At 60.6% G+C, this 18,486-nt stretch carries 17 protein-coding genes; 12 read left to right on the top strand and 5 right to left on the bottom strand.

What is annotated here, in order from left to right; all coding sequences use genetic code 11:
- Positions 1-95: 95 nt before the first annotated feature.
- Positions 96-992 (bottom strand): LysR family transcriptional regulator, encoded by an 897-nt coding sequence (locus ACVW1B_RS10810; RefSeq protein WP_253609000.1) that lies wholly within the window; start codon positions 990-992, stop codon positions 96-98.
- Positions 993-1,308: 316 nt separating this feature from the next.
- Between ACVW1B_RS10810 and ACVW1B_RS10805 the strand changes: the two genes are divergently transcribed.
- Together ACVW1B_RS10805 and ACVW1B_RS10800 are read left to right on the top strand one after the other, a co-directional pair.
- Positions 1,309-2,043, top strand: coding sequence for an SDR family NAD(P)-dependent oxidoreductase (locus ACVW1B_RS10805; RefSeq protein ID WP_253609001.1), 735 nt, complete (start codon positions 1,309-1,311; stop codon positions 2,041-2,043).
- Positions 2,044-2,073: 30 nt separating this feature from the next.
- On the top strand, positions 2,074-2,673 hold the full coding sequence (locus ACVW1B_RS10800) for an NADPH-dependent F420 reductase (protein WP_253609002.1): 600 nt from the start codon (positions 2,074-2,076) through the stop codon (positions 2,671-2,673).
- Between the two features lie 191 nt (positions 2,674-2,864).
- On the opposite strand, the gene ACVW1B_RS10795 is transcribed toward ACVW1B_RS10800, so the two are convergent.
- On the bottom strand, positions 2,865-3,518 hold the full coding sequence (locus tag ACVW1B_RS10795; RefSeq protein WP_253609003.1) for a glutathione S-transferase: 654 nt from the start codon (positions 3,516-3,518) through the stop codon (positions 2,865-2,867).
- A gap of 107 nt (positions 3,519-3,625) precedes the next feature.
- Here ACVW1B_RS10795 and ACVW1B_RS10790 point away from each other — a divergent pair, with 107 nt between their 5' ends.
- A complete protein-coding gene (locus ACVW1B_RS10790; protein WP_253609004.1) occupies positions 3,626-4,189 on the top strand; it encodes a TetR/AcrR family transcriptional regulator in 564 nt (187 codons plus the stop codon).
- Positions 4,190-4,326: 137 nt separating this feature from the next.
- Here ACVW1B_RS10790 and ACVW1B_RS10785 read toward each other — a convergent pair whose 3' ends face one another.
- Positions 4,327-5,229: an HNH endonuclease gene (locus ACVW1B_RS10785; protein WP_253609005.1), complete on the bottom strand. Its 903-nt coding sequence runs from the start codon at positions 5,227-5,229 to the stop codon at positions 4,327-4,329.
- 549 nt (positions 5,230-5,778) lie between these two features.
- Positions 5,779-8,994, bottom strand: a complete 3,216-nt coding sequence (locus tag ACVW1B_RS10780; protein ID WP_456821599.1) for an alpha/beta fold hydrolase — start codon at positions 8,992-8,994, stop codon at positions 5,779-5,781.
- A gap of 1,129 nt (positions 8,995-10,123) precedes the next feature.
- On the opposite strand from ACVW1B_RS10780, the gene ACVW1B_RS10775 reads away from it, so the two are divergent.
- The 7 genes from ACVW1B_RS10775 (at position 10,124) to ACVW1B_RS10745 (ending at position 15,301) form a co-directional block, all read left to right on the top strand.
- Positions 10,124-10,966: a DUF1194 domain-containing protein gene (locus ACVW1B_RS10775; protein WP_253609022.1), complete on the top strand. Its 843-nt coding sequence runs from the start codon at positions 10,124-10,126 to the stop codon at positions 10,964-10,966.
- A 270-nt stretch (positions 10,967-11,236) separates the two neighbouring features.
- Positions 11,237-11,791, top strand: coding sequence for a thioredoxin family protein (locus ACVW1B_RS10770; protein WP_253609023.1), 555 nt, complete (start codon positions 11,237-11,239; stop codon positions 11,789-11,791).
- Positions 11,788-11,961 (top strand): hypothetical protein, encoded by a 174-nt coding sequence (locus ACVW1B_RS10765; protein ID WP_253609024.1) that lies wholly within the window; start codon positions 11,788-11,790, stop codon positions 11,959-11,961. The genes ACVW1B_RS10770 and ACVW1B_RS10765 overlap by 4 nt, the downstream gene beginning before the upstream one ends.
- A gap of 256 nt (positions 11,962-12,217) precedes the next feature.
- On the top strand, positions 12,218-12,640 hold the full coding sequence (locus ACVW1B_RS10760; protein ID WP_253609025.1) for a hypothetical protein: 423 nt from the start codon (positions 12,218-12,220) through the stop codon (positions 12,638-12,640).
- A 413-nt stretch (positions 12,641-13,053) separates the two neighbouring features.
- Positions 13,054-13,893, top strand: a complete 840-nt coding sequence (locus ACVW1B_RS10755) for a universal stress protein (RefSeq protein ID WP_456780764.1) — start codon at positions 13,054-13,056, stop codon at positions 13,891-13,893.
- A 262-nt stretch (positions 13,894-14,155) separates the two neighbouring features.
- Positions 14,156-14,488, top strand: coding sequence for a hypothetical protein (locus tag ACVW1B_RS10750; RefSeq protein ID WP_253609027.1), 333 nt, complete (start codon positions 14,156-14,158; stop codon positions 14,486-14,488).
- A gap of 390 nt (positions 14,489-14,878) precedes the next feature.
- Complete coding sequence (locus tag ACVW1B_RS10745; RefSeq protein WP_456780765.1) at positions 14,879-15,301, top strand: hypothetical protein; 423 nt, start codon at positions 14,879-14,881, stop codon at positions 15,299-15,301.
- 230 nt (positions 15,302-15,531) lie between these two features.
- Here ACVW1B_RS10745 and ACVW1B_RS10740 read toward each other — a convergent pair whose 3' ends face one another.
- Positions 15,532-15,732: a DUF6494 family protein gene (locus ACVW1B_RS10740; RefSeq protein ID WP_456780766.1), complete on the bottom strand. Its 201-nt coding sequence runs from the start codon at positions 15,730-15,732 to the stop codon at positions 15,532-15,534.
- 272 nt (positions 15,733-16,004) lie between these two features.
- Here ACVW1B_RS10740 and ACVW1B_RS10735 point away from each other — a divergent pair, with 272 nt between their 5' ends.
- Together ACVW1B_RS10735 and ACVW1B_RS10730 are read left to right on the top strand one after the other, a co-directional pair.
- Complete coding sequence (locus tag ACVW1B_RS10735; RefSeq protein ID WP_253607763.1) at positions 16,005-17,444, top strand: IS1182 family transposase; 1,440 nt, start codon at positions 16,005-16,007, stop codon at positions 17,442-17,444.
- 133 nt (positions 17,445-17,577) lie between these two features.
- Positions 17,578-18,324 (top strand): molybdate ABC transporter substrate-binding protein, encoded by a 747-nt coding sequence (locus ACVW1B_RS10730; protein WP_456780767.1) that lies wholly within the window; start codon positions 17,578-17,580, stop codon positions 18,322-18,324.
- The last annotated feature ends 162 nt before the right edge of the window (positions 18,325-18,486 follow it).

The following is an 18,486-nucleotide window of genomic DNA, read 5'->3' as shown; positions in this document are numbered from 1 at the left end:
CAGCGCAAGGGAATTGACCGCGATTTTCGCTTGGTGCAATCGCAGCTCGCCTCCGACCGGATTGCGGCAAGCGCCATCGGCGACCTGCCCGCGCGTCAGTCGCGTGATACGGACAGTCCGGCGAGAAGCGGCGCGTATGCGGTGAGCCTGCGGGATACGAACTCCGTGAAGAGCCGCACGCGCTTCGTCTTGCGTGTCTCCCCCTGTGTGAGAAGCCAGAGCGTTCCGTACATGTGCAAGTCGGTGCCCGGCACCCTCACCAGCAGCGGGTCGGCATCTCCGACGAAGCACGGCAGCGTCGTCATGCCGATCCCCTGCTGCACCGCGACGATCTGCGCCGCGGCATCTGTGGCCCTGAACGGAACCTCGGCGGCGCGAACCTCACCCTCGTGGGCCCAGTCCGGGATTCCGTGAATACTTATGACGATCCACCTGACGGGGTCAGGCGCGCCCGCGCGCCACGCGGCCAGTCGATCGCGGGATATGTAGATGCCTCCGAACAGCTCCGGTCCCTTCAAGCCGTGAAGATTGAGCGGCAGGGTTTTGCGGTCGTAGACGACGCGGATCGCTACATCGGCCTCCCGGTTGGTCAGATTTGCCAGCTCGCCGGACGACAAGATTTCCATCTCGATATCCGGATGCAGTCGCGCGAAATCGGAGAAGTCCGGCATGAGCAGGTGTGTCGCGAGGGGCGGCGCCAGCGTCACCCGCAGAAGCCCGCGCACGCCCTGGTCGCGGCCGAAGACGCGCGTCTCCAGCTGGTGCGACGAGGCCTCCATCTGGTCCGCGAGTTCGAGGACCTCCTCACCCGCAGCCGTCAGGCGGTAGCCCGAAGGCAGCTTCTCGAACATCTGCGCTCCGAGCCGCTCCTCCAGTTGGGCGACGCGTCGCAGCACGGTCGAGTGGTTCACCCCGAGGCGCTCGGCGGCAGCCCGCACCGAGCCTCCGCGCGCGACGGCAAGAAAGTAGCGAACGTCATCCCAGTCGATCATGGTGCAATCCAGCACCGCTGGGGTGCGCCTTCCAAAGCCCGTCTCCAGTACGTCGAACAGCATCTCGTATGTGGGTAGCACGGGCGATCATCATAGCCCAAGCCGAATAGCCACGCCGACAAACGCGCCCCAATTCCGAACGGCGGACACCAATCGTCGCGGCTGGCGTCAGTCATCCGGCCGGATCGATTTCGCACCACCGATGTGCGCGCTTCCGCACTCAACGCCTGACGCCGGCGGAGCTACGTCGAGGTTCTCGAGGGCCATCTGGCAAATGGGACCAGAGACGCTGTCCGGCACGACGAAAGGAGAAGTCATGGGAAAGCTTGAAGGTAAGGTTGCAGTCATCACGGGTGGATCGAGCGGCATGGCGCTGGCGAGCGCCAGGCGGTTCGTTGAAGAAGGCGCATATGTTTTCATCACGGGCCGAAGGCAGGAGGTGCTCGACGAGGCCGTCAGGCTGATCGGCCGGAACGTAACCGGCGTGCGCGGCGACGCGGCCAATCTCGACGACCTCGATCGTCTGTTCGACACGGTCAAGCGGGAAAAGGGCAGGATCGACGTCCTGTACGCGAGCGCCGGCATGGGCGAAGCCGTCCCTCTGGGCGAGATTACCGAGCGGCATTTCGATGCGACCTTCAACCTGAATACGCGCGGAACGCTGTTTGCGGTTCAGAAGGCGTTGCCGCTGTTCAACGATGGCGGATCGATCTTCATGACCGGGTCGGTCGCGTCGGTAAAGGGCTTTCCCGGTTACGGCGTGTATGCGGCAAGCAAGGCGGCGTTGCGCTCATTCGCGCGCACCTGGCTCAACGAACTGAAGGGCAGGAATATCCGGGTGAACGTGCTGAGCCCGGGGCCGATCGCCACACCGATGCAGGACCAGGTTCTCGACGAGGCGGCGAAGCGGATGTTCGAATCCCTGATCCCGCGCGGAAAGATGGGTCGTCCCGAGGAAATTGCGGCGGCCGCGCTGTTTCTTGCCTCAGACGATTCGAGCTTCGTGAATGGGGTGGATTTGTCTGTCGACGGCGGTTTTTCGGCCATCTGAAATCGAATCAACACGGATCGGAGAAGCACTATGAGCTACGCGATTGTAGGATTCGGTAAGATAGGCCAGGCCCTCGCCCACGCCTTCGCCCGTAAGAACATCGACGTGACCGTCGCGAGCCGCCGGCCGCCCGAGGCGTTGGCGCCGCAGGCTCGGGCGATTGGACCCACGGTCGTCGCCAAGTCGTTGCGGGAAGCGCTCGAGGCCGACACAATCATCCTGGCGGTCCCGTTCGGGGAGCATCGCGAGGTCGCGAAGGCCCTGCCGAGCTGGAAAGGCAAGACGGTGATCGACGCGATGAACGCGTTTCCAGTCCCTGAAGAGCTGGACGGCCTGCCGTCCTCCGCCTTCGTCGCGAAGGCGTTCACCGGCGCCAAGCTCGTCAAAGGGTTCAATCACCTGATTGCGGCCATCTTGGCTGCCGATCCGATCGTCGAGGGTGGGCACCGGGTGGTCTTGCTGTCTGGTGACGACGAGGACGCGGTCGCGCCTGTGGCGGCCTTGGCGAAGCAACTCGGGTTCGCACCCGTCAAGCTGGGAAGGCTCAACGAGGGTGGCGCGCTGGTGCACGCACGCGGCCGCACTTGGGGCCCGCTCATCTTCCAGGATTTGTTCAAGAAGGAGCAGTGATTGATCCCGGCCGTGTGATTTGACCGAGAAGTGAGTAGCCCGCATGAGCGCAGCGATATGCGGGGCACCCGCGACGCGCGGATAGAAAATGCCCCGGATGTCGCTGCGCTCATCCGGGCTACGCTTGCCATCCTGACGATCCGCCCTCGCGTAAGACTCGCGAGGGCGGTGTTCGCAAACGACGATCTTAATCAAGATGCCTCGATCGGCTCGGACATCGTTATCCGGTTCTTCACGCTGGGACGCTCCTGCATCACTGCATACCATGCCAAAAGAGCCTCGCACTCCATCGGCACCGGCACCTTCACCAGCCCCGCGAAGATCAAGCCGCCTATGAGGGTGATATCGGCCATCGTGAATGCCTCGCCGGCGACGAACGGCTGTCGTTTCAGAATGCCGTCAAAGTAGTGCATCCCCCTGAGGGCCTTGTCGCACTGACGGAATCCCCATTCGGGATTCTGATAGATCTCGACATGAGGCCCGAGACCCGGCGTGGCGTGGTGGAAATAGACGCTGATGGCATCGAGCAGTTCCAGTTCGGCGCGCTTGCTCATCATGTGGATCACACCCTTTTCGCGCGGCGTCCTGCCGGTCAGCGTCGGCGCGCCATTGAGCGCGTCAAGGTACTCGGTAATGGCCGTGCACTCGCCAATGAACGCCCCGTCGTCGAGTTCGAGCACCGGCAGCGTGCCGGAGTAGTTCTTGGCGAGGAATTCGGGCTTCTTGTGCTCGCCCTTGTAGAGATCGACCAATACGAACTCCACTTGCGACCTCAGGTTCTTCTCGGCCAAAGCGATGCGAACGCGGGCCGGATATGGGCCAGTTGGCCAATCGTAAATCTTCATTATGACTCCTGTCTACCTGTCACTTGGTAGGGCAAAATTAGCCTTCAAATCAGGCCGGTCAACGCCTATCTGTCACTTGGTAGATAACGAAGCAGTGAGGCAACGAAGTGAGTTCGAGCTCTCGGGAGGCCATCCTGGCGGCAGCAAAGCGGACCGCGCAGGCACGCGGCTATGGCGGCTTGATTTTCCGCGATCTCGCGGAGGAAGTCGGGATCAAGGCCGCCAGCATCTATCACCATTTTCCGAGCAAGGCCGATCTCGGCGTGGCCGTCGCGCGGCGCTACTGGGAGGACACCGCCGCCCAACTCGAGTCGATGCTGGCAGAAACGGCCGATCCTGTCCGCTGCCTGCGTCGATATCCCGATGTGTTTCGCAAAGCGCTCGAGAGCAACAACCGCATGTGCCTCTGCAGCTTCATGTCGGCAGAAGTCGACGACCTGCCGGACGTGGTGAAGAAGGAGGTCCAGACCTTTGCCGACGTCAACGTGGCGTGGCTGAGCAAGTTGTTGGTGGCCGCGGGCCTGGTCAGTTCGAGAAAGAGCGAACAGCGGGCCCGCGCCATCTTCGCCGCCGTCGCCGGCGCGCAGCTCGTCGCCAGAAGCCGCTCCGATATTTCGCTCTACGACGCGATGATCGACAATTATCGCGCCGCGGGTCTTTTGCCGGCATAGACGGTACGAACGTCAGGTCGAGGTGAGTAGCCCGCACGAGCGCAGCGATATGCGGGACACCACGACACGCGGATAGGACGTGGCCCGGATATCGCTTCGCTCATCCGGGCTACGCTTGCCGATGCATTGCTACGGACTCATTGCTTAAAGCAATGCTCGCGGTGCCACCTTAGAAAATGCGGATGCGGACGGTCAGACATGCGCTGAGGCGCAAGCGCCTGACCGGACTTGTTGATTATCGATCGTATCCCTTCCGGATCATTTGTCTGTCGCGAGATTAATATCTCCAAATCATCGGCCAAGCTGATCAAGCCCCGATCAAACATCCAATGCGCCGTGCCTGAAAGCGCGATCCCATTGCTGATAACATCAGGCCCGCTCGCTTCCACCGGCCGAATGTGTGCGGCAGCAACCTCCGCCCGGCCTCTTCCGTTGATGAGTTTCAGTCCCGTGATGGCGCACCGTTCATCATAGGCGCGCAGGACGACACGTCGGAAGACGCGATCGCGCAAAATCCTCGACATGGTAATACTAACGCGATCGCGCTGCTGGTCATATGTGAAAGGCACCTGCTCCTCTGCAAGAGACCGCAGCGGTATTTCATCGTCGAGCCGAGGCAGTAAAGGAGCCTTTTCCTCAAGGCCGAGTCCAACGATTCTACTGAAATCTTCAGGAGAGATTGGCCGCACCGCCGATTGAGCGCGTCCCGAAATCCGCCCCTCATCGTTGAGAACGCCTCGCTCTATCGGTCGCCCAGTTGGTTCGCTGAAAGGAACCGGATTCGCAAAGTCGAGATAGCTTCCCGGCTCAATCAGCGCGAGGTACATCCCAGGCGCCCCGGGGTCCGGAATAACTTGTTGAACCTTTGCAATCGCAAAGTAGCCCCGTGTTTCCGCGACCTTGCGCGGTTCGTAGTAAATTATCCAATCACCAACGCAGGCTTCTACGCGACGCAAATACTGGCTGGGAAATTGATATTGTTCGGCTGGACTGTCCTCATAGATCGAGTCCAGCCGATGAATGAATACTCCCAGTCCCATAGCTTGATCGGCAAAGCCTTTCCGTCTTGGTCTTCGAAGCTATTCTCCGAGAGATGGTAACTTGGACGGCCGCATGACGTCCGTCACTACTCCCACTCAATCATTTAGAACGACACTACGGCGTTGATTTGCAAGCACAAACTCTCAAAGCTGGCGGACAAATCCCGACGGTATGCCCGCCCTAACTTCTTGATGCTGAATTCACAGGAAAATTCGTTCTGGTCGGAAGAATGGCGACTTCGGCAAGTATCGGAGTCAATCGGCTAAGTGGCCGCACGTGGCTAGCCGGGACGGCTACCGCTCGTAGTCGCGCTGCATAGCTTTCAGTACCGTCAACGATCAGGAAAGCGCGGGTTCAGTTTGTACGATCATCGCTCGCACCGCTCACTCGACTCCGACGCCGATATACATGTCCGCTTTGCGCCAGAAGCTGCCCTCCCCGCCAAGTCGCAGTTTGACCGAATTGAGACATTTGCTGCGCGTCGGTGACGTTTGTATTCGGGCGCCGCTCATGCTCTGCGCGGCCAGGCAGTTGTTTGAGACCTTGGTTCACGCCGCCGCCGATCCTCGAAACGTTCTTTCCGCGCGTCCTGTCCGAATGAAATTGCGAAGCACATCGCAAAACTCGTCCGTAGCCGAGAACATCGGGTTGTGTCCCCTGCCGTCGAAGAGATAGAGCTGCGCGCCGACAATGCGAGACGCGATGAATACGCTGGCATCGCATGTGACGAGCCGGTCTTCCCGGCCGTGGGTAACGAGGGTTGGGACGGCGATCGATTCGAGCAGCGGCGCGATGTCCATGCCTGGGTCCGGATCGTAGAAGCTAAGGATCGTCTCAATCGGCAACCTGCACATGCGCTCGGAGGCCATCCGCCGTAGCTCGTCGGTATCTGGCTCGCTGTAGACATACCGTGTTTGCAAGCGAACTAGTTCCTCAACGGCGCCCCGCGCATAGGCGTCCTGACGAAGCGCTGTGTAATCCGGGTTAAAAACCGGACGCCCGTTCGGCAGCGTTCCAATCATCGGCGTGCCCACCGTCACGATCTTTCCGACGAGTTCCGGGTGCCTATGAGTAAGCTGGATGAGCAGGTTTGAGCCGCGCGAGATGCCAATGCCGATGATTGGGGCGGCGGCGGCCGCGTGGATGATCGCGCGGAGGTCCTCCATGTGTTGGAGGGTTGAGTAAGGACGCACGAGAGGGTCGGATCGTCCGGCACCGCGGCAGTCGACCGTGATGACACGGAATTCCTGGCAAAGCTGCTCGAGAATCGGCTCAAAGGTCGCAAGCCCGTATACGATCGGATTTATGAAAACGACGGTCGGCTCGCCGCTGCCGTGCTCGTAGAAGACGAGGCGTGCACCCTCCCGTACTGCGTACTTGGCACGATGAATGCACTTGCGCGCGCGGTCGCGGTCAGCGTCGGTCTCGCCAAGCGCCATGGCGCGCTCGTAGTAGGCGTTCGCTCCATCAAGGTCGTCGTCGACGCCGGCCAAGTCACCGAGCATCAGGAGGCACTCGTGCTCGATGCGCCGGGCGGGCGGCGCTGCATCCCCTCGAGGACGGGTCGTAAGCTGCAGGCACGTTTCAAGTTGGGATACAGCTTCTTTGACAGCATGCCGCGCCTTTGCCAGCCGACCGGCGGCCATCAGATAAATTGCCCCCTGGTCGGGCAGTGCGCCTTCAATAAAATGATGGGCGACGATCTCGGGCTGGCCCACCGCGATCTCTGGCCGCAACCGCTCGATCGCTTGTGCGACGCGCGCATGCAGCTGCTGACGGGACGATTTGAGCAAGGTGGCGTAGGCCGCGTCGCAGACAAGCGCGTGCTTGAAGCTGTACGTATGATGGGGCGGCGTCCCACGTCGTTGGATGAGTCCCGCCTGGCAGAGCTGACCAAGCGCCGCCGCCAGCTGCGCCTCGGGATATCCGGCGACCGCCCTGACGACGTCCTCATCGAACTCCCGACCGATGCAGGCGGCGATCTGTGCTACCTCGCGTGCCGGAGCCAGGCGGTCGAGACGCGCCATGAGCGAATCCTGCAGCGTCGCCGGAATGGCCGGCGGCGGAAGTGGTCCGGCGAGCTCGAGATCGCTGCCGCCAGCCGTTGTCTTCCAGATCGCCGATTCGATGACCGCTTTCGTCAATTCCTCGACGAACAGAGGCACACCCTCCGTACGGGAGAGAATGGCTTCGATCACGATTGGCGGAAGCGACCGTTCACCCGCCGCCATCTGGATGAGCGTTCGGGATGCTGGCCGCCCGAGGCGGTTGAGACTGAGTAATGTGACGTGCGGAAAATTCGTCCAAGACGTCGGCACGTCAGGCCGCAAGGTTGTGACGAGAAGGATTGGCAGAACCCGGATCCTGTCCACAATTCGCTCGAACAGCTCCGCCGACGTGGGATCGAGCCAATGCGCGTCCTCCAGGACGACGAGCATCGGCCGCTGCCGCGAAAGCCCCTCCATCTGTGCCAAGAGTATGCCAAAGAGCCGCGCCTTCTTCTCTTGCGGCGTCCCTCCTGGCGCCGCGTAGCCTCCACTGAGCGGCAGCCCCATCAGCTCGGCGAGCAACAGCGCCGCGTCTTCCCCGAACTCGCCGGCCGTGCCGAGAAGCCGCTCCAGCTTTTCGAGCTTTAATGAGGGTGCATCCTCTCGGAGATACCCGGCCGCCCTCTGGAGCTGGGTGACCACGGGCCAGAGCGCACTGTTGGCATGATGGGGCGAACAGTAATACCCGATGCGGAAGCGAGGTTCGTTTCGGAGACGCTCACGGAGTGCAAGGACGATCCGAGACTTGCCGATGCCGGCCTCGCCGGATAGCAGCACGACCTGACCCTCGCCGCTTTTGGCCATCTCCCAGCGGTCGAGGAGGAGAGCGAGTTCGTGTTCGCGTCCGATCAGCGGGCCAACATCGGCGCGTCGCAAGGCCTCGAACCGACCCTCGGCTGCCGCTTCGCCAAGAACGCGGAACGCCGGTAGCGGGGCTTCGATCCCTCGGATCTGCTGCAGGCCCAGATCGGTGAGTGTGAACCAGCTGCCAAGGAGGCGCCGTGTGCTTTCGGAGATCACCACAGCACCGGGTTCTGCGAGCTGCTCCAAACGCGCTGCGAAGTTGGGCGTGGCCCCAACAACTCCCTCTTCCTGGGCAGCCCCTTCCCCGATGAGGTCGCCAACGACGACCGGCCCGGTTGCGATCCCGACACGCGTGGAAAGGGCGACACCCGCTCGTTTGTCTAGCCTCCCTACGGCTTCCACGATTGCAAGCCCGGCGCGCACGGCACGTTCGGCCTCGTCCTCATGTGCCTGCGGCCAGCCGAAATAGACGAGTACGCCGTCGCCCATAAGCTTGGCGATGTATCCCTCGAAGCGCGCCACCGCTGCTGCAACCGCCTGGTGGTAGGCCGCAAGGATCTCTCTCATGTCCTCGGGGTCTAGACGCACCGAGAGGGCAGTCGACCCGACAAGGTCGGCGAACATCACTGTCAGATGACGGCGCTCGGCGCGCTCCATTTTCCTCGACGGCGGCGAGGAACTGACTTCCGCCACCGGCAGCCCGCGATCGTCCTCCACCGCTCCGTCACGCGGCTGGGATAAGGCGGCGATCGCCGAGAGGAGCCTCTTGCGATGTCCCAGTGACGTGACGCCGAGCTCACGCAAATCCTCTGCCGTCAAGCTGAGCAGCGTCTCCGTGTCCACGTCGTTCTCACGAAATGCGCTTTCGTACTGGTCTAACCCCAGGCGTCGCAGCCAGTCCGCCAGCTCCATATCGACCTCCCAGAGAGCGCCGATCCTTAGCCGGAGGAGTCTAGCGCCGCCTACGACCGTACACAATCGTGATCCCCCGCTTGCCGGCAAGGAACGGCCGCGGTCTGCACCGCCCGGAGTGCCAGCGCAATCCCAGTCATCGTCCTGCCCAACCTATTGTGACCCCGCCGGAGAGCCGAGCGTAACGTCAGCCTTTGGCCCTGCAGAGACGTGCGGGTCCGGCAGAATGACCGCTTTGCGCCAAGGGCTGCCCTCCCCGCCAAGTCGGTGCTTGGCCCTTCCGAGACATGCGGCACCGGCATAACGTTCGGTTTGGGCCAAGAGTTACCTTCCTTGAACTGAGGGTTCGCCTGCGTCCTGCCTTCCTTTCTCATCCGAGACCGCCAGCCTGGAGCTCTGGGCCCCCCATGCCGACCATGGTCGGGAGCCCGGACCTGCTCGGCTTCTTTCCCCAGGACAGCTCGTTGGGGCAACTCGCAACAGCCATGCGTAGCAGTCGCAGACCTGCAGAAGCGAGCAGCCAGCTGGGCTGCATGGCTTTATTGAGCGACGGAGAGCATTTTCTCCCGATGCACTAGCAAAAAAGACCGAAGCAAATCGCAGACAGCGAGCCTCTCAACGATCGCTTGGTGCTGGTTCTCGGGTGCCCGAGATCCATGCCAAGCCCCATGCCGCGCCAGAACGGACGGGTCAAGGCCGCGAAGCGCTCGTAGGGCTTGGCCTTGAAGCGACCGGTCTGGTGTGGCTGCATAAGAGAATTGTTATCAGTCCCGGAATGGCTGAACGGTCAAACGCTGGAGCAACGCGGAGGCCAGAGAAAACGCACCCGGTCGCGTGTCAGGTGATAGCGGTGCCGCAGGCAGACGCGCGAACGAGTGCAGCCCCGAGACCGGTCAATAACGGCACCCGGCGCGCGCATTAGTGATAGCGATGCCGCAGGCAAATGCGTGACCGAGTGCCTCCGGCGAGGGGTTCATCGTGTCCTGGCGTAAGGCATTGCGATCCGAAGGGCGCAGCCAGCACAGAATCTCCAGCGGAGATCCAAGCGGGCTCCGGGCAATTGCATGTTTCCGCTTTTCGGACTGCGTTCTGGGTGTCACCATGCTCGTGAAAGGACGGGAGAGCCACCATGCGCAGGTGTGTCTCGGTCGGGGCGGTGCTTGTTGCGGGGGCGATCGTGGGAGGTGACGTTGCGGGCATTGCCGCGCCGACCCCGAACTCTCGATTCGCCGACACCAACCGCAGTGTACAGCCCGTCAATGTCGAGCTCGTTATCGCAGTCGACGTCTCCTATTCGATGGATATGGACGAACTCGCCATTCAGCGCGAGGGCTATGCACAGGCCATCATGTCGAAAGACTTCCTTCAGGCGCTGAGGGCCGTTCCGGGCAGCAAGGTGGCCGTGACCTATTTCGAGTGGTCGATGTCGGGCGACGAAAAGATCATCATTCCCTGGCGCGTGATCGACGGCCCGGAATCGGCGGATGCCGTGGCCGCCGAGATCATGAAAGCGCCGGTTCGTCGCGGCTCGAGTACCTCGATTTCCGGCGCGATTGATTTTGCGGTGCAGCTGTTCGAAGAGAACCCCTATCGCGGGTTGCGGCGCGTCATCGATATTTCCGGCGATGGGCCGAACAACGACGGAGCCCCCGTAACCGGCGCCCGCGACGCTGCCCTGGAGAAGGGCATCATTATCAACGGCCTCCCGATCATGGTGAAGGAGCCATCCCTCTCGACGACCGATATCGAGAATCTCGATCTCTATTACGAGGACTGCGTGATCGGGGGGCCGGGCGCCTTCATCATGACGATCAAAGATCGCGAAAAATTTCAGGAAGCGATCCGGACCAAGCTTGTTCGCGAAGTTGCGGGCCTCACGCAAGAGAGCGGGATCGTGCCAGCCGCGGAGAAAGAGCCCCGGGTGCCCTGTCTGATCGGCGAAAAACGATCGCAGGAGCGCGGCCGGCGGTGAGTGTCGAGGCAATCATTCAGAGGCGCCGGACGAACAAACTTTAGACAGCAGCATATTATGGTCGCCGCCCCACGCGCCGGGCATTGGAGGTGCTAATGTCCGTTCGCGGTCCACACCGACGAATTCCCGCGCTCGTCCAAATCGCGGCTGTTAAGGGTCGCCCGGGAAGGGTCGACGTACGGTCAAAACGGCGCGACTGGCGAAAAGGTTTTGGAAACTGTGCCCCAGCAGGCCGTCATCAGCGTATATTGGGGCACGAGGAGGTGCGATATGGCGACACCAGCTACCCAACTCGTTCTTGATACGCCGGCGGCGGGGTTCCGGCTTCCGGCCACCGACGACAAGACCTACGCACTGGACGACGTTGCGGGGAAAAAAGGCACGGTCGTCGTCTTCATCTGCAACCATTGTCCCTACGTTAAGGCGGTGATCGACCGCATGGTTGCGGACGCCCGCGTGCTGATGTCGGAGAGCGTAGGCTTTGCGGCGATTTGCTCGAACGATGCGGCGAGCTATCCTGAAGATTCATTTGAGAATATGAAGCGTTTCGCGAAGGCTCATGAATTCCCGTTTCCATATCTCCACGACGAGACCCAGACAGTCGCTCGGGCGTATGGGGCGGTCTGTACGCCGGACTTCTTCGGTTACAATGCCGACCGCAAGCTCAAGTATCGCGGCCGGCTCGACGAAGGGCGCACAACCCCGCCTCGCGCCGGGGCGCCCCGAGAGCTTGTCGAGGCCATGCGCGCGATTGCGACCACCGGTCTGGCGCCGGCTGACCAAAAGTCGTCCATTGGCTGTTCGATCAAATGGAAGGACGAATGAAGCCGATCGCTGTCAACGGGTTTCGTATCCGAGACCGCCGCGTGCGGCAGCATTTGCTGCACATGTGCGATTTGACTGGCGGCATCACGAGGGCGCTGCGGCTGCTGCCGGCGTCGCTTCGCCCCCTTCTCCAGGTCTGCTTCCGGGGCAACACGGACATCAACCGGTGAGATACCCGGTTAAGCCCGTCGAACATGACCCACAGCGGACGTTTCAGTGAACAGATTTACCAGGCTGGACGTACCGAACCGTTTTGCGAAGCCGCAGCAGATCGGAGCTCTGCCATCGCCTCTCAGGCAATAGTCGCGCGGTGTTGCAGCCAAACTTCCGATTATACGATCGTGCAGCGTTATTCACGGGTGCGAATCTCATGTTGGCTTTGCAGGCCCGACGCCCTAGAATCGTGGCGATCGCAGGACGAGCGAAATGCAGTATGTTTGCGACGCGCCGAAGGGTAAGACCTGGTTCCGTATCGAGACGGAAGGTGAAGCGGCGCATGAGTCGCGCCTGATGAACCACAACGTCGAGAAATATTTCCGCAACGAGCGGGAGAAGGCACTCCAGTCCTGGCGTCCGGAGCGGCCCAACGCGATCGAGCGCGACATCGGCCTCGAGGCCCATGTACGACGAGAGATGCCGGTTTTCCTCACGTTGCGCGACAGGGAGGGCAATGCACTGGCTACAGCGATGCTGCCACCGGGTGGCAAGGATCGCGGCAGGTTCCGGATCATCATCGTTGCCGCATCCAATGCCGATCCTTATCCTGAGCAGGAAGCGGCCATCGCTGCGCTGGGAGCGCATTTCGGTCTCACACTCGATCGTCACCGCTGCTTCCCTTATGGCCGCTAAGAAGCCTGACAAGTATCGCGCGGGATTGGAGCGACGTCGGGCTCATGGCCCCGTTTGGGACATGCCAAGCGGCCCGGAAGCTGTCCGCGCGCGAGCGTCTGCAGGAGCGCGCCGGCCTGACCTTCCGCGCGCGTTAAGAACGCCCAGAATTGCAGCAGCTTGCAGGATTACGTGGATCGTAACCCACGAAAGCGCGGACTGGCGTCCGCCGGTTTGCTCGCTGGCGACGTGATCGCGTTTTGGCTGATGTCGAACAGACCGCCGGGCAGTGCTAACATGGAGGGCTAATCGCTCGGCATTTTGATAACGATCTGCACAGCGACCGGAAGATTCTATCGGCCTCAGTCGCAAGCCGTTAGTCTTCAAGGGCAACTAGACGTTGTCAATGTTCACCTGAAACACGGGGGTTGAGAATGAAGACGATCTTGGTCCCGATCCAAAACATTGCGACCATGGCATCCACACTCGAGGCCGCCGCACGTCTCGCGCAACGTACCGGCGCCTACATCGAAGGCTTTCCGCTCCGGTTCGGTATCCCTCAATACTTAGTCGCAGAATTGGCTACTGGCATCCCTTTGGATTCCTACTATGCGAAGAGCCAGGAAGAGTTAGCCGAAATGCACCGTTTGTTCGAAGCGTTCATGCTAACGCACGATATTCCTCCAGCCACTGCCGGCTCGAGCCGACCATGCTTCGGCTGGCTGGAAACCGCGCCTGAGGGTGAAGACTTTGTTGGAAGTTATGGGCGTGCTTTCGACGTCATTGTAATGCCGCGGTCGGACGTTGATGCTGCCGGCCCGAACCGGCGCGCCATTGAATCCGCACTGTTTGAGAGCGGTAGACCCGTTCTACTGGCGCCACCAGACGCGCCAGGAAGCATCGCGACAAACATTGTGATCCACTGGAACGGTAGTACCGAGCAGGCTCGGGTCAACGCTTTTGCCATGCCGCTGCTTCGTCTGGCAGAACGGGTAACGGTGCTGACCGTGATTGGCGGACAAGACGTACCAGGCCCATCTGCCGATCAGATAGTCCGACAATTGCGGTACAACGACATTGCCGCCAAGCTAGTGAGCATAGAACTGGAAGACCGCGACACAGGTGAGGCGGTTCTTGATGCCGCCAGAGTACAAGGCTGCGATCTGTTGATAAAAGGAGCCTTTACCCGCAACAGGCTGCGGCAAATGATATTCGGTGGCGCAACCAGTTACATCATGGAGCACGCGGATTTACCCGTCCTAATGGCGCATTAGAACTGCGCGTACAATTCGCTCCGCCTCCGACGCAGTGCGGCGCGAGCAAGCATAGAATTGCTTTCTATCGCAGCTTGCCCAACGCAGGAGTGCGCCTTCCTCGCGCCCTGTCAGCCCGCGGCAATTCCTTGGGGCCTTTGGCTTTATCTCTGACCGATAAGAGATCCATCCCTGACTAGGTCCGGTTTGCGCCACAAGACCCTAGTCCAGTGATGGCTCGATATGCTTTGATGCGAGGAGCCGGAAACGCGTAGGTGGCCTCATGTACATGGTCATTCGAAAGTACACCAAGGTTCGTTCGGTCGCGGATGCTGCTCGCCGCGCGAAAAGTGGCATCGGTCAGATCTTAAGGGAATCGCACGGCTTCAGATCTTATTATGTATTGGACGGGGGCGAAGGCGTCGGCGTCGCTGTGATGATATTCGACGACCGAGAAAGCGCCATCGCGGCGAACGATAGAGTACTGGCATTTGTTCAAGCAAGCTTGCATGACCTTGATCTTGGAGACCCCGAAATTCTCGCCGGGGAGGTTCTGGTGGATATAGAGGCGGATGCGTCATCATTCGTGAAGGCTCATCCAGCGCGTGAACGCTAGGTCGTCACACAGGAAGGTGCTTAGAGGACTGCACCTGCGATGTCGGCCGTTGGCCGTTGCTGACGTAGCGCTCCAAACATATGTCCGCTTTGCGCCAGGAGCGGTCCTCCTCCCGATTCGCAGAATGGCCCTTCGCGACATATTGCAGCGCCGCGCGGCTTTGGTCGCTAAGGGCGTATAGCGGAAGTCCGATGGATGCGTAGGAACGGCGGTGCCGGTTGCGTTTGGTTCATCAGATCTGAGTTCCACCATCGCCTCTCAGGCAATAGTCGCGCGGTGTTGCAGCCGAACTCCCGATTATACGATCGTGCAGCGTTATACGGGAGCGAAACTCATATTGGCTTTACAGGCCCGTCGCCCTAAAATTGCGGCGATCGCAGGACGGGCGAAATGCAGTATGTTCGCGACGCGCCGAACGGAAAGACCCGGTTCCGTATCGAGACGGAAGGTGAAGCGGCGCACGAGTCACGCCTGATGAGCCACACAGTCGAGAAATATTTCCGCCGCGAGCGGGAGAAGGCAGTCCAGTCCTGGCGTCCGGAGCGGCCCAATGCGATCGAGCGCAACATCGGCCTCGAGGCCCATGTGCAGCGAGAGATGCCGCTTTTCCTCACGTTGCGCGACAGGGAGGGCAATGCACTGACTACAGCGATGTTGCCACCGGGTGGAAATGATCGCGACGGGTTCCGGATGATTATCGTTGCCGCATCCAATGCCGATCCTTATCCCCAGCAAGGCGCGGCCATCGCTGCGCTGGGAGCGCATTTCGGTCTCACACTCAATCGCGACCGCTGCTTCCCCTACGGCCGCTAGGGAGCCTGACAAGTATCGCTACTTGATTGGAGCGATGTCGGCTCATGGGCTCATCACGTCATTTCGTCGCCGCGCAGTAGTGGGGCGCTTTCGGGGAAAAAGCAGACATCAAACGGCAGGCAGGATCGGTTGGGTCGGTCGCGAATGACCCAAAGCAGTCTGTTGCTAGAAATCAACTGGATTGAATGCTCCACCAAGAGGGCGGCAATGCCGGGGCAGCCGGGACATCGTCAGAGTGCGATTGTTTCCTCGACTACATGTTTCAGCGGCGTCCCCTCAGCGGACAGGGTCATCCGCAGTTTGAGCTTGCCACCTTTCACCGCCCCGCTACGCACCAGGTTCTCAATTTCACGCTGCGATGTAACTCCGACATGCTTCAGAAATTTACGGATAGCCATATTGAAGCGGTCTTCATCGAACTCGGCGATCATGGCTGTTCTCCCTAGTCGGGCAGGCGAAGTCTAACATGAGGCGAGCAAAAACCAAACATCGAGACCCAACTCGCGTCGCCGCCGACCTCCTCGTCAACCTGATTGCCTACAACGCCGGCCCGGAGCTGAAGACTACACCTGAGGCTGCAAGGTCGGCCGTTTGAGGTGGACCGGACACGGCTGGCGCTGTCCCCGACCGCCGCTTGTGACCCTGGCTGTGTGAAAACGCTGGGCTGCTGTTATGATTCTCCTGTGATTCTTTGGGGGAATCGATGAGGCGCTTCGTTGAAGAGGCGGATCGTGGACAGCGGTCGCTGTTGCCCGAATGCCTCGATGACTTCATTGACGAGAGCAACCCTGTTCGCGTGATCGACGTATTTGTCGATGCGCTCGGTTTGGCTGAGATGGGCTTTGAGGGTGTGGAGCCGGCGGCCACCGGTCGGCCGTCGTACCATCCCTCGGTGCTCCTGAAGCTTTACATTTACGGTTATCTGAACCGGGTACAGTCGAGCCGGCGGCTGGAACGAGAGGCCGGGCGCAACGTCGAGGTGATGTGGCTGCTGGGTCGGCTCGCTCCCGATCACAAGACGATTGCGGACTTCCGCAAGGACAACGGCCTGGCGCTGCGCAGGGTATGTGCGCGCTTCGTCGAACTCTGCCGAGAGATGGGTCTGCTGGCGACGGCGAGCGTCGCCATCGATGGCAGCAAGTTCAAGGCCGTGAACAACCGGGACAGGAACTTCACGCGCGCGAAGATGGAGCGACGGCGTGCTCAGTTGGAGGAGAGCGTCGCGCGCTATCTGAGCCAACTTGACACGGCCGACCGCCAGGAGCCGACCGAGGCCCTGGCCACGAAGGTGACGAGGCTTACCGAGAAGCTGACGAAACTGAAGGAGGAAATGGGCAAGCTTGCCGTCTACGAGAAGCAGATGCTTGCGTCACCCGACCAGCAAATCTCCCTGACCGACCCCGACAGCCGCTCGATGGCGACGAGCGGGCGCGGCTCTGGTGTTGTCGGCTACAACGTACAGGTCGCCGTAGACACCGAACACCATCTGATTGTGACGCACGAGGTGACGAACAGCGGCTCGGATCGGGCACAACTTGCCAATATGGCCAAGCGGGCGAAGGCTGTTCTGAAGACTGAGACGCTCGAAGCTGTAGCCGATCGCGGCTACTTCAACAGCCCAGAGATCCTTGCGTGCCACGAAGCGGGCATCACGGTAACTCTGCCCAAACCGCTAACGTCCGGCGCTAAGGCAGACGGACGCTTCGGTAAACAGGACTTTGCCTATTTGCCAGAGGAGGACGTCTATCGCTGCCCGGCCGGGGAGCGGCTATCATATCGCTATACGAATGAAGAAGACAGCAAGGTGCTGCGGCGCTACTGGACCACGGCCTGTCAAAGCTGTTCGCTCAAGACCCAATGCACGCCTGGGTCAGAACGGCGGATTACGCGATGGGAGCATGAGCATCTGCTCGAGGCTGTGCAGCAGCGCCTTGATGCAAGCCCGCACGCCATGCGTCAGCGCCGCGAAACTGTCGAGCATCCGTTCGGCACCATGAAGGCCCGCATGGGAGCGACACACTTCCTCACCAAAACGCTTCCGAAAGTGGCGGCCGAAATGGCGCTCTCCGTCCTGGCCTACAATCTGACACGGGTCATGAACATCGTCGGGATCAAGCCGCTGATGGCTGCGATCGCGGCATGACACCAATCCAGTCCCGACTGCCTCGGGACTGGCGTTTTTACACGACCAAGACCCGATGCGGACGACAGAATTCCCCGTTTTCATTTACTGCATGCTAGCTTCGAGTGTCGAAGTCCAACAACTAGGGGCTGACATGAAGTCTGGATTTATAGTCGCTACGGCAGTGTTCCTACTTGTATCCGGCGCTGCGAGCGCCGCGGAAATCAAAGTGCTCGCCTCGGGCGCGACAAAGGAAATCATCAATGAAATACTTCCCGCTTTCGAGAAAGATTCTGGTCACAAAGTTGCAATCACATTTGCAGGCACCGCCAATATTAAAAGGCACATAGCGGCTGGAGAAACGTACGATCTAGTTATCGTCGGGGCACCGGTAATTGATGCGTTCGCACAGCAAGGCAAAATAGCGTCCGGCACTCGGACGGATTTGATGAAATCAGGTGTTGGTGTCGCAGTGCGGGCAGGCGCATCGAAACCAGATATCGGATCGAGCGAAGCGCTGAAAAAGACGCTGCTCGCAGCCAAGTCCATCGGCTATTCAAGCGGACCAAGCGGGGATCATGTGCTCAACTTGGTTGAGCGTATGGGTATCGCCGATCAGGTTAAGTCAAAAATGAAACAGGTCCCCTCTGGCAGCCGGATCAGCACGATGATCGAAAGTGGTGAAGCGGAAATCGGTTTTCAGCAGATCAGTGAACTGATCCACGAAAAAGGCATCGACTATCTTGGTCCGCTGCCCTCAGAGCTTCAGAAGATTACGGTGTTTTCAGCCGGCCTCCACACTGGCGCAAAAGAACCGGAGGCCGCGAAGGCTCTGGTCAAGGCACTGACAGCTCCGAACGCCGCAACTGTCATCAAGGCATACGGCATGGAGCCTGGCTGAAGCTTTCGACTAGACTGTACAGGTTGATGCCTTCCGACCGAACGTCCGCCTATGGCCCAACTCGGACCTCCGATGATGTCCGCCGTTGCGCCGCTGTCAGAGGCACAGCGGACATCGCGAGCGCCTTGTGGTGTTGAGAACGGCTCCCGGCGGGTGGGCCGC

It is taken from the genome of Bradyrhizobium sp. USDA 4502, from assembly GCF_054063355.1.
Note: the sequence above shows the minus strand (reverse complement) of the source record. Positions and strands in the feature narration are given on the sequence as shown.

Coding starts and splice junctions, on each gene's coding strand:
- ACVW1B_RS10780 (WP_456821599.1), bottom strand. CDS start 8,994: ATGGAGCTGGCGGACTGGCTGCGACGCCTGGGGTTAGACCAGTACGAA.
- ACVW1B_RS10740 (WP_456780766.1), bottom strand. CDS start 15,732: ATGATCGCCGAGTTCGATGAAGACCGCTTCAATATGGCTATCCGTAAA.
- ACVW1B_RS10760 (WP_253609025.1), top strand. CDS start 12,218: ATGCAGTATGTTTGCGACGCGCCGAAGGGTAAGACCTGGTTCCGTATC.
- ACVW1B_RS10810 (WP_253609000.1), bottom strand. CDS start 992: ATGATCGACTGGGATGACGTTCGCTACTTTCTTGCCGTCGCGCGCGGA.
- ACVW1B_RS10745 (WP_456780765.1), top strand. CDS start 14,879: ATGCAGTATGTTCGCGACGCGCCGAACGGAAAGACCCGGTTCCGTATC.
- ACVW1B_RS10765 (WP_253609024.1), top strand. CDS start 11,788: ATGAAGCCGATCGCTGTCAACGGGTTTCGTATCCGAGACCGCCGCGTG.
- ACVW1B_RS10775 (WP_253609022.1), top strand. CDS start 10,124: ATGCGCAGGTGTGTCTCGGTCGGGGCGGTGCTTGTTGCGGGGGCGATC.
- ACVW1B_RS10755 (WP_456780764.1), top strand. CDS start 13,054: ATGAAGACGATCTTGGTCCCGATCCAAAACATTGCGACCATGGCATCC.
- ACVW1B_RS10800 (WP_253609002.1), top strand. CDS start 2,074: ATGAGCTACGCGATTGTAGGATTCGGTAAGATAGGCCAGGCCCTCGCC.
- ACVW1B_RS10770 (WP_253609023.1), top strand. CDS start 11,237: ATGGCGACACCAGCTACCCAACTCGTTCTTGATACGCCGGCGGCGGGG.
- ACVW1B_RS10735 (WP_253607763.1), top strand. CDS start 16,005: ATGAGGCGCTTCGTTGAAGAGGCGGATCGTGGACAGCGGTCGCTGTTG.
- ACVW1B_RS10750 (WP_253609027.1), top strand. CDS start 14,156: ATGTACATGGTCATTCGAAAGTACACCAAGGTTCGTTCGGTCGCGGAT.
- ACVW1B_RS10730 (WP_456780767.1), top strand. CDS start 17,578: ATGAAGTCTGGATTTATAGTCGCTACGGCAGTGTTCCTACTTGTATCC.
- ACVW1B_RS10795 (WP_253609003.1), bottom strand. CDS start 3,518: ATGAAGATTTACGATTGGCCAACTGGCCCATATCCGGCCCGCGTTCGC.
- ACVW1B_RS10785 (WP_253609005.1), bottom strand. CDS start 5,229: ATGGGACTGGGAGTATTCATTCATCGGCTGGACTCGATCTATGAGGAC.
- ACVW1B_RS10805 (WP_253609001.1), top strand. CDS start 1,309: ATGGGAAAGCTTGAAGGTAAGGTTGCAGTCATCACGGGTGGATCGAGC.